The following is a 15,173-nucleotide window of genomic DNA, read 5'->3' on the forward strand; positions in this document are numbered from 1 at the left end:
GGATCCTTCCATGTCCAATACCGCTTCCGGCACCGGGCGGCTCGCCTGGGGCATCCTCGGCACCGGCGCGATCGCCAAGGTCTTCGCCGACGCACTGCCGCAGGCCGCGAACGCCCGCCTTGTCGCGGTCGGAACGCGGGGACAGGCGACGCCCGAGCTGGAGCAGCGGTTTCCCGGCGCGCGGATCGTCTCCGGCTACGACGCGCTCCTCGCCGACCCGGAGGTGGAGGCGGTCTACATCGCGACGCCGCATCCCTCGCACGCCATGCTCGCGATCCGCGCGGCGGAGGCTGGCAAGCATGTGCTTTGCGAGAAGCCCTTCGCGGTGAACGCCGCGGAAGCGGAGGCCGCGTTCGCCGCGGCGCGCCGCGCCGGCACCTTCGCGGGCGAGGCCTTCATGTACCGCTTCCACCCGCAGATCGAGGCGCTGGTGGAACTGATCCGCGCCGGCGAGATCGGCGAGGTCGGGCTCGTCCGTTCGACCTTCGGCTTCGCGGGGAGCTTCGCCGAAAGCCACCGGCTGCTGGCCGACGAGCATGCCGGCGGCGGCATCCTCGACGTCGGCTCCTATGCGATGTCGATGGCGCGGCTGGTCGCGGGAGCGGCGTCCGGCAAACCCTTCGCCGACCCGGTGAAGGTGTCGGGCGCCGGCCGGCTCGGGACGACGGGGGCCGATCTCGTCGCGGTCGCGAGCTTGAGCTTCGCCGACGGCGTCGTCGCCCAGCTTTCCTGCTCGGTGGCCTTGAATCAGGACAACACCGTGGAAGTGCGCGGCACGAAGGGGCGGATCACCCTCCTCAACCCGTGGATGGCGGGCGGCAAGTCCGGCGAGGAGGCCGTGCTCGTGGTCGAGCCGAACGGGGCCGAGGCGCGGCGCATCAGCGTGCCGCATGGCCAGAACACCTATGCGCGCGAGATCGAGGCGGTGGGCGAGGCGGTGCGGGCCGGGGCGACGGAGTACCGGGCACCCGGCATGAGCCAGGCCGACACGCTCGGCAACCTGAGGGCCTTGGACGCGTGGCGCGCCTCGATCGGGCAAAGCTACAGCTTCGAGCGGGTCGAGAGCGCCCGGCCGCCGCTCGCCGGCCGGCCGGTCCGGTTCGAGCGGACGGGAACGATCCCGACGCGGGCGATGCCCGGCGTCGAGCATCCGGTCTCGGCGGTGGCGCTGGGACTCGCGAGCTTTACCAGCGCGACGCAGGCCTTCGCGGTGATGGACGCTTATTTCGAGGCCGGCGGCGCCCTGTTCGACACCTCGGCGCATTACGGCGCGAACGGCCTCGCCGACCGCCATCTCGGCGCGTGGATCGATTCGCGCGGCGTGCGCAAGGAGGTCTCGCTGATCGCCAAGGGCGCCCATACGCCGCTCTGCTACCCGGACGTGATCGGCCGGCAGCTCGGGCAATCGCTGGAGCGGCTGAAGACCGACCACACCGAGATCTACATGATGCACCGCGACAACGAGGACGTGCCGGTGTCGGAGTTCGTCGACGCCATCGCGAGCGAGATCCGGGCGGGGCGCGTCGGGGCCTACGGCTTCTCCAACTGGACCCTGCCTCGCTTCGACGCGGCGCGCGCCTATGCCCGCGACAAGGGGCTGCCGCTGCCGACGGCGCTCAGCAATAACTACAGCCTCGCCGAGATGCTGGAGCCGGTCTGGGCCGGTTGCATCTCGGTCTCGGACGACGCATCGAAGCGCTGGCTCGCCGACGGCAGCGTCGGCGTCTACGCCTGGTCCAGCCAGGCGCGCGGCTTCTTCACCGACCGCTCGGGGCCGGACAAGACAGGGGACCGCGAGCTCGTCGCCTCCTGGTACAACGACCGCAATTTCGAGCGGAAGCGCCGGGCGGAGGAGTTCGGGCGCCGGCTCGGGCGCTCGGCGACGCAGGTGGCGGTCGCTTACTGCCTGCACCAGCCCTTCCCGGTGGTGCCGCTGATCGGGCCGCTCGCGGTCGGCGAGCTCGACGATTCGCTGGGGGCGCTCGCGATCGAGCTGACGCCCGAAGACGTCCGCTGGCTCGAAGCCTGATCCATACCCGAACGAGACCTGACATGACGAAGCGCGCGCTTGGCGTCTGCTATTACCCCGAACATTGGCCGGAGGACTGGTGGGCGGAGGACGCCCGCCGCATGCGCGAGGTCGGCATCGCGGTCGTCAGGATCGGCGAGTTCGCCTGGAGCCGGTTGGAGCCGGCCCGAGGCCGGTACGACTTCGACTGGCTCCAACGCGCCATCGACACGCTGCACGGCGCCGGCCTGAAGGTCGTCGTCGGCACGCCCACCGCGACGCCGCCGAAATGGCTGGTCGACGCGATGCCCGACATGTTGCAGGTCGACGAGAAGGGGCGGCCGCGCCGCTTCGGCTCGCGCCGGCACTACTGCTTCTCGCACGAGGGCTATCGCGCCGAATGCGCGCGGATCGTGGAGGCGCTGGCGAAGCGCTTCGGTGAGCACGAGGGCGTCGTCGCCTGGCAGACCGACAACGAATACGGCTGCCACGGCACGACGATCTCGTACTCGCAGGCCGCGCTGAAGGGCTTCCGGGACTGGCTGGGGCGGAAGTACCAGTCGCCGGACGCCTTGAACCGCGCCTGGGGCAACGTCTTCTGGTCGATGGAATACGGGAGCTTCGAGGAGATCGAACTGCCGAACCTGCTGCCGACCGACCCCGCCCCGGCGCACGCCATGGACTTCCGGCGCTATTCGTCGGACGCGGTGGTCTCGTTCAACCGGCTGCACGCCGACATCATCCGCCGCCATTCGCCCGGCCGCGACGTGATCCACAACTTCATGGGCCGGACGCTCGCCTTCGACCATTTCGACGTCGGGGCCGATCTCGACGTTTCGAGCTGGGATTCCTACCCGCTCGGCTTCCTCGACCAGTGGGCCGACCGCAAAGCGGACTTCAAGGCGCGGTTCGCGCGGAGCGGCGACCCGGACCTCCAGGCCTTCCACCACGACCTCTACCGCGCCACCTCGGGCGGGCGCTGGTGGATCATGGAGCAGCAGCCGGGGCCGGTGAACTGGGCGCCGCATAATCCCGCCCCTCGCGCCGGCATGGTGCGGCTCTGGGCGCACGAGGCCTTCGCGCACGGGGCCGAGGTGGTGAGCTACTTCCGCTGGCGGCAGGCCCCCTTCGCGCAGGAGCAGATGCATGCCGGCCTCACCCGCCCCGACCGCGAGCCGGCGCCCGGCTATCACGAGGCGGCGGCGGTGGCGCGCGAGATCGAGACGCTCGACCTCGCCGAGCCGGGACGGGGGGATGCGGCGATCGTCTTCGACTATCCGTCCGCCTGGGCCTGGGACATCCAGCGGCAGGGCCGCGAGTTCGACTATTTCCGCCTCGTCCACGACTTCTACCGGGGCCTGCGCCGGCTGGGGCTTTCGGTCGACTTCGTCGACGCGAGGCAGGCCGTGGCCGCCGCGGACTATAAGCTGCTGCTGGTGCCGGGCCTCTTCACTTGGCCGCCCGGTCTGAAGGAAGCGCTGGCCGAGGCGAAGGGTCAGGTGCTCGTCGGCCCGCGTAGCGGCTCGAAGACGCCGGACTTCGCGATCCCCGCCAAGCTGCCGCCGGAACTCCCCGAACCGCTGGCGGCCCTGAAGGTCGCGCTGGTCGAGACGCTCCGGCCCGACCTGGCCGTGCCGATGGCGGACGGGACCGGCGCGTTCCATCTTTGGCGCGAGATGCTGGACGGCGTGGCGGACGGCGACATCCTCCTGCGGACCGTCGACGGCGAGGCGGCGCTGGTGGGGCGAGGCGGGCTGCACTACCTCGCCGGCTGGCCGGACGAGGCACTGGCGTTCGCGGTCCTCGGCAAGCTCGCCGAAAGGGCGGGGCTGGCGACGCTCGACCTGCCGGAGGGCTTGCGGCTGCGGCGCTCGGGCAAGCTCACCCACTGCTTCAACTATGGCGACGCGCCGGTGCGGCTGAGCCAGCACGGCATCGAAGGCGCGTTCGTGCTGGGGGCGGACGAGCTGCCGCCGTCCGGCGTCGCGATCCTCGAGGCGGGGTAGGGCTTCCGGGGCGGCGCGGCCTCCGGCATGATCGCGCCGGGGAAACCGGGGGAGAATCGATGGGGTGGTGGGTCGATCTCGCGCAGGCCTTCCTGCTCGCCTTCTCGGCCCTGTTCTCCATCGTCAATCCGCTCAGCGGCGCGCTGATCTTCTCGCAGCTCACCGCGGGGCGCACGCACGCCGAGCGCCTCGCGCTCGCCAAGCGCATCGGCACCTACGCGGCGGCCGTGATGCTCGGCTCGCTCTGGTTCGGCGTCTATCTCCTGAACTTTTTCGGCATCACCGTCGCGGCGCTCCGGATCGCCGGCGGCTTCGTGGTCGCGGCGGCCGGCTGGCAGATGCTCTACGTGCCGGAGCAGCGCGAGGAGCGGAAGGAGGCGCAGGCCGGCGAGGCGATGCACGAGGACGACGTCGCCTTCTTCCCGCTGACCATGCCGATGACCACCGGGCCGGGCACGATCTCGGTGGCGATCGCGCTCGGCTCCAACCGCCCGGCGGGCGGGGCGGGGATCAGTGCCTTCCTCGCCGGCTCGTCGCTGGCGGCGCTCGCCATCGCCGGCTCGATCTGGTTCTCGTACCATTTCGCCGACCGGGTCGTGGCGCTGCTCGGGCGCACCCGCACGCAGATCGTCAGCCGTCTCGCCGCCTTCCTGCTCCTCTGCGTCGGCGTCCAGATCACCCTCAACGGGCTGATGGAGGCGCTGCACGACGCCGGTCTCGGCGCTTCCGCCCCCTGAGCGCTGCCGCCCGGCGGTCTTGACGCGGCCGCCCGGAGAGGCCAAGCCCCGCCGGTCCCGTCCGGTGAAGCGTCCCGACCGTCCATGAAGCTCGTCATTCAGATCCCCTGCCTCAACGAGGAAGGCACGCTCGCCGAGACGCTGTCGCACCTGCCGCGCCAGGTGGAAGGCTTCACGTCGGTCGAATGGCTGGTGATCAACGACGGCTCGACCGACCGCACCGTCGCGGTGGCTCGGGAGTGCGGCGTCGACCATATCCTCGACTTCCCGACGAACCGCGGGCTCGCGCGCGCTTTCACGGCCGGCATCGAGCGGGCGCTGGAAGTCGGCGCCGACGTGATCGTCAACACCGACGCCGACAACCAGTACGACGCGGCCGATATCCCGAAGCTGGTCGAGCCGATCCTCGCGGGCCGGGCGCAGTTCGTGGTGGGCGCGCGGCCGATCCTCGACATCGAGCATTTCTCCGGCGTGAAGAAGCTGCTCCAGCGCCTCGGAAGCTGGGTGGTGCGCTTCACCTCCGGCGCGGCGGTGGCGGATGCGCCGAGCGGCTTCCGGGCGATCTCGCGCGAGGCGGCGCTGCGCCTCAACATCTTCGATTCCTACACCTACACGCTGGAATCGATCATCCAGGCCGGCCGCTCGGGAGTCCGGATCGCCTCCGTCCCGATCGGGGTGAACGGCGAGACGCGCCCGTCCCGCCTCGTGCGCTCGATCCCGCGCTATGTCACGCGCTCGACGGTGTCGATCCTGCGCTCGATGTTCGTCTACCGCCCCGGCCAGACCTTCTTCGTCCTCAGCCTCCTGCCCTTCGGCCTCGGCGCGCTGCTCTGCATCCGCTGGCTGCTCCTGTATGCGGAAGGCAGCGACCGTTCGCACGTGCCGAGCCTCGTGGTCGCGGCCGTCGCGCTGATCCTCGCCTTCCTGTGCTGGCTCTGCGCGCTGCTCGGCGAATTGAACCGCATCAACCGCCGCCTCCTCGAGGACACGCAGTATCGGCTGAAGCGGGCGCAGTTCGCGCCCTCGCCGGACGCGCGGCAGGAGTCGTCCCATGCGGGTTGAGGACCTGCGCGCCGCCGTGGCGGCGAACGTCCTGCCCGAGATCCCGAAGCTCCTGCTGCTCTTGGACCGCACCGCCGTCAGCCGCACCTACGGCTGCTTCGACCGTGCCTACTGGCACTACCGGATGACCGACTTCCCCTGCGGCATGAGCCAGGAATTCGTGCTGCCGCTGGCGCTGGTCTGGGCGGTGCCGGACATCCCCGGCAACCCCTATTTCCGCGATCCCGCGATCCGCGAGCTCGTCGTCGCCGGCATCCGCTACGCCGCGCGCTCCAGCCATCCGGACGGCTCCTGCGACGACTACTACCCGTTCGAGCGGGCGGCGGGCGCGGCGGCCTTCTCGCTCTTCGCGATCCTCGAAGCCTCCGCGCTCCTCGATCTCGGCCCCGACGCCGAGATCGACGCCTTCCTGCTCCGTCGGGCGCGCTGGCTGGCCGAACACCGGGAAAGCGGCCGCCTCTCAAACCACGAGGCGCTGATCGTCTCCTGCCTGGAGCGGATGCGCGGCCGGTTCCCGGACGCCGGCCTCGACGCGGCGTTGCGCGAGCGCGTCCGGCGCCTCCTGTCCTGGCAGGACGAGGAGGGCTGGTTCGACGAATACGGCGGCGCCGACCTCGGCTACCTGTCGCTGACGATCGGGCTCCTCGCCGACCTCGACCGCCGCCGGCCGGACCTGAACCTCCGACCGCCGCTTGCCCGCGCCATCGACTTCCTCGCCCGCTTCGTCCATCAGGACGGCACGGTCGGCGGCGAATATTCCTCGCGCTCGACCCTGAACTTCTTCCCCTTCGGCTTCGAGATCGCCGGCGCGTGGCACCCGAGGGCGCTCGCCGTAAACGACTCGGCGCTCCGGCCGCTCGCCGAGCGCCGCGTGCCCTGCTATTCCGACGACCGCATCCTCGCCCATCACCTCTGGGGCTGGCTGCTCACCTTGCGCGAGTTCCGGGAGGAGCGGCCGGCGGAAGGGTTGGAACCCGGCCGGCACTGGTTCCCGCGCGCTTCGCTCCTCGCCGAGCGCGGTCACGGCGGCACGATGCTCGCCTGCGCGCCGGGGCGCGGCGGCGTCTACAAGGCCTTCGCCGATGGCCGGCTCCTCAGAAGCGATACCGGCGTCACCCTCTCGACGAAGCGGGAGGGCCGCGTCGCGGTCTGCCATCTCGGCGGCGCGACCGCGGCAGTCGAGCCGGACCGCATCCGCTGCGAGGGCCGGATGAGCTGGGCCAAGGCGACGCGGCTGACGCCCTTGAAGAACGCCGCGCTCCGTCTCCTGATGCTGAGCGCCGGCCGCTTCTTCCCGGACCTCGTGCGCCGGCTCTTGCAGCGCGTCCTGGTGACGGGCCGGAAGGACGCGCCGTTCCGCTACGTCCGCACGCTCTCGCGCGGCGGCGACGGCGTCTGGACGGTGCGCGACGAGATCCATGCCGACGCCGGCTGGGACGACGTGGCGCTCGCTGGCATCTCGGGACACCAGACCTCGATCACCACGATCATGGCGCGGGTCTACCAAGCCGATCAGCTCGTGCCGTTCGAGGACCTCACCCCGCGGCTGCTGGGCCTCGCCCCCGATGCGCCGCTCGTCGTCGAGCACCGGCTGGAAAGCGAGACCGCATGCGCCGGCTGATCGGCCTCCTCGTCAGCCTGGCGATCCTCGGGGTTCTCTACGCCTTCATCGACGTCGACGCGCTCGTCCGCGCGGCGCGGGCGGCCGACCCGTGGTGGCTGGCGGCCGGCATCCTCTTCGTCGTGCCGCTGACGCTCCTCACCTCCTGGCGGCTGACGCTGCTCGTCTCGGAGGTGCGGCTCGGCTTCCTCGAATCGAACCGGCTGATCCTCGCCGCCTCGACCCTGAACCTCGTCCTGCCCTCGAAGCTCGGGGACCTGGCGAAGAGCGGCGTCCTCGCGCGCCGGCACGGCATGAAGGCCAGCCTGTCGCTCGCCGTCGTGGTGCTGGAGAAGGCGCTCGACATGGCCTCGCTCCTCGTCTGGGGCGTGTTCGGGCTCCTTGTCGTCGGCAGCGCCAAGCCGGCGATGCTCCTGTTTCTCCTGCCCGTCGGCGGCGGGCTCGTGATGCTCGGGCTCCTGATCGCGCCGCTGAACCTCCTGCCCTTCGTGCTGGAGCGGTTCGGTTCCTTTATGCCGGGCAAGCTCGCGCGCGGGCTCGCCGCCTTCGCGGGAAGCTGGCGCGAGGTGACGGACTGGTTCTGGCGGACGCCCGGCCGCGCCGGCGGCGTCCTCCTCCTGTCGGTGGCGATCTGGGGGGCGCACCTCTTGCAGTTCTGGCTCTTCGCCCGCTCGCTGCATGCCGGCGTGCCGGTCTTGGAGAACGCCGCCTTCGCGACGCTCTCGATCCTCGCCGGCCTCCTGCCCTTCACCTTCGCCGGCGTCGGCACGCGCGACGCGGCGATCGTCTACTTCTACGCGCCCTATCTCGATCCCGGCGCGGCGGGCGTCCTCGGCCTCCTCGCGACGCTGCGCTACGTCCTGCCGGCGATCGCCGGCGCGCCCTTCGTCGCGGACTTCGCCGGGCTGGCGAAGCGCGGCCGGAGCGCCGACGCCTCGATCGCCGCCGCCGCAAAAGAACGGCACCGGTGAGGCCAGTCGCGGTTCCGAAATCGGGCGAAACGGAGCGCCGCTGGCTGGCGCTGGCGCTGGGCTTCGGCCTCCTCGCGGCGGCGACTTTCGTAGGATCGGCACTCACCGGCCCCGGCGGCATCCAGGACGACGCCCGCCAGTTCCTGTCGTGGATGGGGCGCTGGAGCGACCCGGCGCCGCTGCGGGGCGATCTCGTCGGCGATTACTGGCAGTCGGTGACGCCGTGGTTCTACACCGCGCTGTTCCGCGCGGCCTCGGCGGTCGGGATCGGCCCGGTGCTGTTCGCCAAGCTCCTCTCGGCGCTGCTTCTGCCGCTCGCCGCCCTCTTCGCCTACCGCTTCGGGCGCGCGATGGACGCGCGGCCGCCGGTCGCCGCGCTCGCGGCGGGGGGCTTCCTCCTCTGCCTCCAGATCGACGGCCCGATCAACGGCGGCGTGCCGCGCTCGCTCTGGCCGGTGCTTCTCGCCGCGTTGCTGGACGGCCTGGCGCGGCGGCGCACCCTGCAGGTCGCGCTCGCGCAGCTCTGCCTCGCCGGCTCCTATCCGCAGCTCGCACTGGTGACGGCGACCGTGATCGGCCTGACCTTCCTCGACCCGGCGCGCCCCGGCTTCCTCGATCTCTCCCGCGCCCGCCTCGTGCTGGTCGCCTCGGCGGCCGCGGCGACGGTCGCCGGCATCCTACCCTTCCTCCTCGGCAGCGGCGCGTTCGATCCGGTGGCGACGCTGGCCGAGGCACGGGCGCTGCCGAGCTTCGGCTTCGCGGGCCGCAACCGCATCGTCGACGCCGACGGCTCCTTGAACTTCCTGTGCGGCCAGCGGCTCGGCTTCCTCGGCAACAAGTGCCGCGGCTCGCTGGGGATCGGGTCGCTCCTGGTTCTCGCCGCGATGGCGGCCGGGCCGGTCGCGCTGTTCTGGCGCGCCGCGCGGCCGGGCCGGACTCCGGCGCCGCTGATGCGCTCCACCCTGCCGCTGTTTCTGTTTCTCGCCTCGGCCGGCTGGTTCGCGGTCGCCTCCTTCGCGCTGTTCCGGCTCCACCTGCCGAGCCGCTACACGACGGCGCTGTTCCCGTTCACCTTCCTCACCACCCTGCCGATCCTCATCGAATGGGGGCTCGGATCGGGCCGGGAGCCACTCCGGCCGCCTCGCCGCCTTGCCGTCGCGACCCTGGGCGCGGCGCTCGCCGTCGGCATCGCGGCGTTCGGCACCGTGAAGGGCCACCGGCTGTTCCGCCAGCCGGCGGAGCCGGCCCTCGTCGCCTACCTGCGCGACCTGCCGCGCGAGGCGGTGATCGCGGGCTTCGTTTCGGACCTCGACTTCTCGCCGGTGCTGACGAACCGCTCGACGCTGTTCAGCCGGGAGCTCGCGATCGGCTACCAGCTCGGCTATCTCCGGCCGGTGATGGCGCGGATGGCGGATATGCGCGACGCGGTGCTGACGGCAGACCCGGCCGTTCTCGCCGATCGCCTCCGGCGGAACGGCGTCACCGTCTTCCTCGCCGAGGCGGAAACGCTTGGCCCGCCGAGGGTGCCGGCCGCGTTCCGGGGCTTCTTCCCGGCGGCCGAGCTGGCGGCCGCCGAAACGCAAGCGGCGGGGCGGCCGAGCGCGCTGGCACGCCGGGCACCCGCCTGCACGCTGCGGCGCTTCGGCACGGTCCTCGCCCTCGACGCCCGCTGCCTCGCCGCGGAAACGAAAACGCCCGCCGGTCAGGCGGGCGCATCCGGCTCCTGAAGCGTTCGTCTCAGCGCACGATGGAGAGCGCCGGGCGGCCGGGCGGGCTCGGCAGCTCGATGTCGACGGCGAGCGTCGAGACCGACGCGCCGCGGTCCATCTTGACGCCGACCTTGTCGCGATCGATCGAGACGTGCTTGGCGATCACCGCGATGATCTCCTCGCGCAGCACCTGCACGAGGTCGGCCTGACCGATCTCGGCGCGTTCGTGCTGGAGGAGGACCTGCAAGCGCTCGCGCGCCGCCGGGGCGGAGCTCGCCTTTCTCTGGAAAAGGCTGAACAGGCTCATGCCGCCCTCCTGCCGAAGAAGCGGCCGAACAGGCTCTTGCGGTCGCCGGGGATGGTCATCTCGATCGTCTCGCCCATCAGGCGGCGGGCGGCGTCGCGATAGGCCCGGGCCGGGGCGCTCTGGTTGTCGGCGAGCGTCACCGGCGTGCCGAGGTTGGAAGCGCGCAGGACGTCGGTCGATTCCGGCACGATGCCGAGGAGCGGGATCGACAGGATCTCGAGGACGTCGTCCACCTTCAGCATGTCGCCGCGCTCGGCGCGCGTCTGGTCGTAGCGCGTGAGAAGGAGGTGCTTCTCGATCCGCTCGCCACGCTCGGCCCGGGCGGTCTTGGCGTCGAGGAGGCCGATGATCCGGTCCGAATCGCGCACCGACGAGACTTCCGGGTTCGTCACCACCACGGCGATGTCGGCGTGGCGCATGGCGAGCGTCGCGCCGCGCTCGATGCCGGCGGGCGAGTCGCAGACGACGTAGTCGAAGCGCTCGTGCAGCTCGTCCATCAGCTTGCCGACGCCTTCCAGCGTCAGGTTGTCCTTGTCGCGGGTCTGCGAGGCCGGCAGGAGCGAGAGCGTGTCGACGCGCTTGTCGCGGATCAGCGCCTGGGCGAGCTTGGCGTCGCCCTGGACGACGTTGATCAGGTCGTAGACGACGCGCCGCTCGGCGCCCATCACGAGGTCGAGGTTGCGAAGCCCGACGTCGAAGTCGACGACGCAGACGTTCTTGCCCATCTCGGCGATGGCCGCCCCGAGCGCCGCGGTGGTCGTCGTCTTGCCGACGCCTCCCTTGCCGGACGTCACCACCACTACCTTCGCCATCTCATGGCCTCCTCTTTGCGCGGGCCGTCATGGCCCAAGGGTTTCGTTTCGGGTTCAGGACAGCGCGACGGTCTTCAGCATCTCGCCGTCGAGCCAGGCATGCATGGGCCGCCCCTTCAGGGCCGGCTCGATGTCCTCGGCGGTCTTGTAGAGACCGTCGATGGCGATGAGCTCGGCTTCGAGCTTCTGGCAGAAGATCCGCGCGTTCGGGTTGCCGGCCGAGCCCGCGAGCGCGCGACCGCGGAGCGAGCCGTAGATGTGGACGGAGCCGCCGGCGATGACCTCGGCGCCGGACGAGACGGAGCCGAGCACCGTCACGTCGCCTTCGGTGAAGACGATCTGCTGGCCGGAGCGCACGCTCGTCTCGATGATCAGCGAGCTCGCCTGCGGCACGGGCGGGGCGAAGATCGTCTGCGGCGCCGCCTCGGCTTCGGGCGCGGGAGCCGCCGGGGTTTCCGCCGGGCTCGCGGCCTCGCTCGCCGCCGCGGGGGCGGGGGTCGGCTCGGGGGCGGGCGTCGCCGGCGCAGCGATCTCGCCGGCCTCGCGGCCGCCCTGCATCAGCGGCGGCATGCCGGGGCCGAGCTGGCTCGGCAGCACCCCTTCGATGCCCATGATCCGGACGTTGCGCTCGGCCAGCGCCTTCAGGAGATCGCCGATCTCCTCACGCGCGACGGCAAGGCCCGACAGGTCGAGGACGATCGGCCGGTTCAGGAAGAAGCCGGTGGAGCGCCGGGCGAGGTCGTCGAGGCTGAGGAGCCAGTCGGCGAAGGGCAGTTCCGGCGACAGCACGAGCGCCAGGAACGAGCGGCCGCGCAGGCGTACGGGTTTCGGGGGGGACGAGGGCGCGGTGGCGGTCATGCTCATCTTCGGGTCCGGCCGGCGGCATGGTGGTCCGCCGATTAACGAAGCCTTAAGCTAGACAGCGGAACTGACCGGGGCCTTGCGTCCCCATCGCGCCGGCGCGACGGCCGGGACGCTTGGAACGCGACGGTTCCGTAACCATTTGGGTTTTCGATCGGACAGATTTTCGGAGAATTTCGCGATGCTGAAACCGGCACTCGCCGCGCTTTCCTTGCTTCTTGCCGCGGGGCCCGCTTTCGCCGACGAGCCGATCCTCGGGCGCTGGCTGTCGCCGGGCGGCCGCGTCGTCGAGGTGACGGACTGCGGCGGCCAGTTCTGCGCGACGGTGAAGACCGGCAAGTACAAGGGCAAGAGCGTCGGCACGATGAGCGGCTCGGGCGGCGACTACAGCGGCACCGTCACCGATCCGCGCGACGACAGGACCTACGACGGCACCGCGACGGTCGACTCGGACGGCTCGACGATGACGCTGGAAGGCTGCGCGCTGAAGATCATCTGCAAGAAGCAGCACTGGACGCGCGCCTGACGACGGAGGAGAGAAAGTCCCCTTTTTCCATCGTCCTCCTCGGGCTTCGTCCCGAGGAGGACGACCTTCGGGCGACAGCCTTGGCCGGGCGTCCGCCTAACCCCTCAGCGGTTTCAGCGCGCCGGCCCATTTCGCCAGTTCGTCCAGCATCTGCGTCGCGGAATTGCGGTGCGGCTCCTTCGGCTCGAAGCCGTTCGGCCCCAGATGCTCGAAGAAGGCGGGGATCGCCACCGCTTCCGGGATCGGCATCGCCTTCACCGTCACCATCAGGGGCTTCGCCATCAGCGCGGCGCGCGTGCCGCCGGACACGCCGGCATAGGTGACGAAGCCGACCGGCTTGTACTGCCATTCGCGATGCAGGTAGTTCACCGCGTTGGTGAAGGCGGGCGAGGGCCCGTGATTGTATTCCGGCATCACGAAGGCCACCGCGTCGGCGGGGGCGATCGCCGCGCTCCAGCGCTTCGTGTGCTCGTGGTGGTAGATGCCCTTCATCGGGTGCTCGGGCTCGTCGAAGACCGGCAGGGCGAAGTCGGCGAGGTCGATGGCCGCCGCGTCGAACTTGCCGTGCTCGCGCGCATGGGCCGCGAACCATTCGGCGACGAGCGGCCCCTTGCGGCCGGGACGCGTGGACACGGTGACGACGGCGAGGTTCAGCGGCATGGGCAACGGACTTTCATGCGGGGAAAGAGAACGCGGCGGAACTAGCCCATTCGGGCGAGTTTGAAAGCTTTCGCTCCGAAACGCTGCGTTCGGCTTTTGGGGACGCTGCGGGTCGCGATGCCGTCGCGTCGAGGCTCGAACAGTTCAGTGCATGTTTTTCGGGCGCGTCGCCGCACTGCTCAAGAGCTTGGCCGAATTCGCTGGACACCGCAGCTTGGACGTGTTGAAGGCGTCTTCGAACTGACGCAAACGTCAATCGTCTTCGCCTGCGGGGTTTGTTCATGAACCGGATGTTCCGTCTTTCGCGCCAGACACTTGGCGCGGCGCTCGCCGCCTCGCTCATCGCCGGCGCGGCCCATGCCGAGGTCGTGCTCCATCGCGGCAACGGCGGCGAGCCGCAGACGCTCGATCAGGCCCACACCTCGATCGACGTCGAGGCGAACGTCCTGAAGGACCTTTACGAGGGCCTGACCGTCTACGGTCCGGACGGCAAGGTGCTGCCCGGCGCGGCGGAAAGCTGGAGCGTCTCCGACGACAAGCTGACCTACACGTTCAAGCTCCGCCAGGACGCGAAATGGTCGGACGGCTCGCCGGTGACGGCGGAGGACTTCGCCTTCTCGTTCCGCCGCGTCGAGGACCCGAAGGAAGCCGCCGGCTACGCCAACCTGTTCTACCCGTTCAAGAACGCGGAAAGCATCAACACCAAAGGCATGGCGGTCGACCAGCTCGGCGTGAAGGCGGTGGACGAGAAGACGCTGGAGATCGCGCTGGAGCGCCCGACGCCCTATCTCCTCGAACTCCTCGCGCACCAGGCGGCGCTGCCCGTCAACAAGGCGAGCGTCGAGAAGAACGGCGCCGACTTCGTAAAGCCGGGCGTCATGGTCTCGAACGGCGCGTTCAAGCTGACCGAGAACGTCGCCAACGACCACATCGCGGCGGTGAAGAACGCGAACTACTGGGACGCATCGAGCGTCAAGATCGACAAGGTCGTGTTCTACCCGCTGGAGGACCAGGCCGCGGCCGTGCGCCGCTTCCAGGCGGGCGAGCTCGACGTCAACTACTACTTCCCGACCGACCAGACCGACTATCTCAGGAAGCAGCTCGGCGACCAGGTCCACATGTCGGCCTCGCTCGCCAGCTACTACTACGTCTTCGACACCCGCCACGAGCCGTTCAACGACGTACGCGTCCGGAAGGCGCTGGCGATGTCGATCGACCGCGAGTTCCTCAGCCACGAGATCTTCCAGGACGGCCAGCTGCCGCTCTACAGCGCCGTGCCGCCCGGCATCGCCAGCTACGGCGAGCCGGAGAAGGTCGAGTACGCCGGCATGGACCAGCTCGACCGCGAGGACAAGGCGAAGGAACTCCTGAAGGAGGCCGGCTGGGGCGAGGGCGGCAAGCCGCTGAAGATCGACATCCGCTACAACACCAACGCCAACCACGAGAAGGTCGCGACCGCCGTCGCCGACAACTGGAAGGCGCTCGGCGCGACCGTGACGCTGACCAACCTCGACGTGAAGTCGCACTACGCCTACCTGCAGGAGGGCGGCAACTTCGACGTGGCCCGCGCCGGCTGGACGGCGGACTATGCCGACGCCGAAAGCTTCCTCGGCCTCAACATCTCGACCAACAAGACCTTCAACTACGGGCACTGGGCGAACGCCAAGTACGACGAGCTGATGGCGCAGTCCTACAAGGAGACCGACCCCGCCAAGCGCTCGGCCGTGCTGCACGAGGCGGAGAAGGTGCTCCTCGTCGAGGAGCCGGTGACGACGCTGATGGTCTTCGGCTCGCCCTGGCTGGTCTCGAACAAGGTCAAGGGCTGGCAGGACAACGCCGCCAACGAGCACCTGTCGAAGTTCCTCTCCAAGGAACAGTGACGGGCTGTTAGGT

The 15,173-nt window shown here is 70.4% G+C and carries 13 protein-coding genes; 9 read left to right on the top strand and 4 right to left on the bottom strand.

What is annotated here, in order from left to right:
• The first annotated feature begins 10 nt into the window (after positions 1–10).
• The 7 genes from F6X38_RS13690 (at position 11) to F6X38_RS13720 (ending at position 10,132) form a co-directional block, all read left to right on the top strand.
• Positions 11–2,029: an aldo/keto reductase gene (locus F6X38_RS13690; RefSeq protein ID WP_150970438.1), complete on the top strand. Its 2,019-nt coding sequence runs from the start codon at positions 11–13 to the stop codon at positions 2,027–2,029.
• A 23-nt stretch (positions 2,030–2,052) separates the two neighbouring features.
• Positions 2,053–4,014, top strand: a complete 1,962-nt coding sequence (locus F6X38_RS13695; protein ID WP_150970440.1) for a beta-galactosidase — start codon at positions 2,053–2,055, stop codon at positions 4,012–4,014.
• A gap of 59 nt (positions 4,015–4,073) precedes the next feature.
• Complete coding sequence (locus F6X38_RS13700; RefSeq protein WP_150970442.1) at positions 4,074–4,751, top strand: MarC family protein; 678 nt, start codon at positions 4,074–4,076, stop codon at positions 4,749–4,751.
• A gap of 84 nt (positions 4,752–4,835) precedes the next feature.
• Positions 4,836–5,813 (top strand): glycosyltransferase family 2 protein, encoded by a 978-nt coding sequence (locus F6X38_RS13705; protein ID WP_150970444.1) that lies wholly within the window; start codon positions 4,836–4,838, stop codon positions 5,811–5,813.
• Positions 5,803–7,434, top strand: a complete 1,632-nt coding sequence (locus F6X38_RS13710; protein WP_150970446.1) for a hypothetical protein — start codon at positions 5,803–5,805, stop codon at positions 7,432–7,434. The genes F6X38_RS13705 and F6X38_RS13710 overlap by 11 nt, the downstream gene beginning before the upstream one ends.
• Complete coding sequence (locus F6X38_RS13715) at positions 7,422–8,405, top strand: lysylphosphatidylglycerol synthase transmembrane domain-containing protein (RefSeq protein ID WP_150970448.1); 984 nt, start codon at positions 7,422–7,424, stop codon at positions 8,403–8,405. Before F6X38_RS13710 ends, F6X38_RS13715 begins: the two co-directional genes overlap by 13 nt.
• Positions 8,402–10,132: a hypothetical protein gene (locus F6X38_RS13720; RefSeq protein WP_150970449.1), complete on the top strand. Its 1,731-nt coding sequence runs from the start codon at positions 8,402–8,404 to the stop codon at positions 10,130–10,132. The genes F6X38_RS13715 and F6X38_RS13720 overlap by 4 nt, the downstream gene beginning before the upstream one ends.
• Positions 10,133–10,142: 10 nt before the next feature.
• Here the strand turns inward: F6X38_RS13720 and minE are convergent, their stop codons facing one another.
• Genes minE through minC form a run of 3 tightly spaced genes read right to left on the bottom strand, consistent with a single transcriptional unit; the run spans position 10,143 to position 12,097 of the window.
• Positions 10,143–10,421 (bottom strand): cell division topological specificity factor MinE, encoded by a 279-nt coding sequence (gene minE / locus F6X38_RS13725; protein WP_150970451.1) that lies wholly within the window; start codon positions 10,419–10,421, stop codon positions 10,143–10,145.
• Positions 10,418–11,233, bottom strand: a complete 816-nt coding sequence (minD, locus tag F6X38_RS13730; RefSeq protein WP_150970453.1) for a septum site-determining protein MinD — start codon at positions 11,231–11,233, stop codon at positions 10,418–10,420. Before minD ends, minE begins: the two co-directional genes overlap by 4 nt.
• A 54-nt stretch (positions 11,234–11,287) precedes the next feature.
• On the bottom strand, positions 11,288–12,097 hold the full coding sequence (gene minC, locus F6X38_RS13735; RefSeq protein WP_425482860.1) for a septum site-determining protein MinC: 810 nt from the start codon (positions 12,095–12,097) through the stop codon (positions 11,288–11,290).
• A 178-nt stretch (positions 12,098–12,275) separates the two neighbouring features.
• On the opposite strand from minC, the gene F6X38_RS13740 reads away from it, so the two are divergent.
• Positions 12,276–12,620, top strand: a complete 345-nt coding sequence (locus tag F6X38_RS13740; protein ID WP_150970457.1) for a DUF2147 domain-containing protein — start codon at positions 12,276–12,278, stop codon at positions 12,618–12,620.
• A gap of 96 nt (positions 12,621–12,716) precedes the next feature.
• Here the strand turns inward: F6X38_RS13740 and F6X38_RS13745 are convergent, their stop codons facing one another.
• Entirely contained in the window at positions 12,717–13,280 is a 564-nt protein-coding gene (locus tag F6X38_RS13745; protein ID WP_150970459.1) for an NADPH-dependent FMN reductase, read from the bottom strand.
• Between the two features lie 290 nt (positions 13,281–13,570).
• On the opposite strand from F6X38_RS13745, the gene F6X38_RS13750 reads away from it, so the two are divergent.
• Positions 13,571–15,160, top strand: a complete 1,590-nt coding sequence (locus F6X38_RS13750) for a peptide ABC transporter substrate-binding protein (protein ID WP_150970461.1) — start codon at positions 13,571–13,573, stop codon at positions 15,158–15,160.
• The last annotated feature ends 13 nt before the right edge of the window (positions 15,161–15,173 follow it).

Origin of the sequence: Plantimonas leprariae (assembly GCF_008802405.1) — a bacterium.
Classification (GTDB): domain Bacteria; phylum Pseudomonadota; class Alphaproteobacteria; order Rhizobiales; family Rhizobiaceae; genus Plantimonas; species Plantimonas leprariae.

Bases quoted from the DNA above. Each gene is read 5' to 3' on its own strand.
- minC (WP_425482860.1), bottom strand. From the start codon at position 12,097: ATGAGCATGACCGCCACCGCGCCCTCGTCCCCCCCGAAACCCGTACGC.
- F6X38_RS13750 (WP_150970461.1), top strand. From the start codon at position 13,571: ATGTTCCGTCTTTCGCGCCAGACACTTGGCGCGGCGCTCGCCGCCTCG.
- F6X38_RS13705 (WP_150970444.1), top strand. From the start codon at position 4,836: ATGAAGCTCGTCATTCAGATCCCCTGCCTCAACGAGGAAGGCACGCTC.
- F6X38_RS13740 (WP_150970457.1), top strand. From the start codon at position 12,276: ATGCTGAAACCGGCACTCGCCGCGCTTTCCTTGCTTCTTGCCGCGGGG.
- minE (WP_150970451.1), bottom strand. From the start codon at position 10,421: ATGAGCCTGTTCAGCCTTTTCCAGAGAAAGGCGAGCTCCGCCCCGGCG.
- F6X38_RS13710 (WP_150970446.1), top strand. From the start codon at position 5,803: ATGCGGGTTGAGGACCTGCGCGCCGCCGTGGCGGCGAACGTCCTGCCC.
- F6X38_RS13700 (WP_150970442.1), top strand. From the start codon at position 4,074: ATGGGGTGGTGGGTCGATCTCGCGCAGGCCTTCCTGCTCGCCTTCTCG.
- minD (WP_150970453.1), bottom strand. From the start codon at position 11,233: ATGGCGAAGGTAGTGGTGGTGACGTCCGGCAAGGGAGGCGTCGGCAAG.
- F6X38_RS13690 (WP_150970438.1), top strand. From the start codon at position 11: ATGTCCAATACCGCTTCCGGCACCGGGCGGCTCGCCTGGGGCATCCTC.
- F6X38_RS13695 (WP_150970440.1), top strand. From the start codon at position 2,053: ATGACGAAGCGCGCGCTTGGCGTCTGCTATTACCCCGAACATTGGCCG.
- F6X38_RS13745 (WP_150970459.1), bottom strand. From the start codon at position 13,280: ATGCCGCTGAACCTCGCCGTCGTCACCGTGTCCACGCGTCCCGGCCGC.
- F6X38_RS13715 (WP_150970448.1), top strand. From the start codon at position 7,422: ATGCGCCGGCTGATCGGCCTCCTCGTCAGCCTGGCGATCCTCGGGGTT.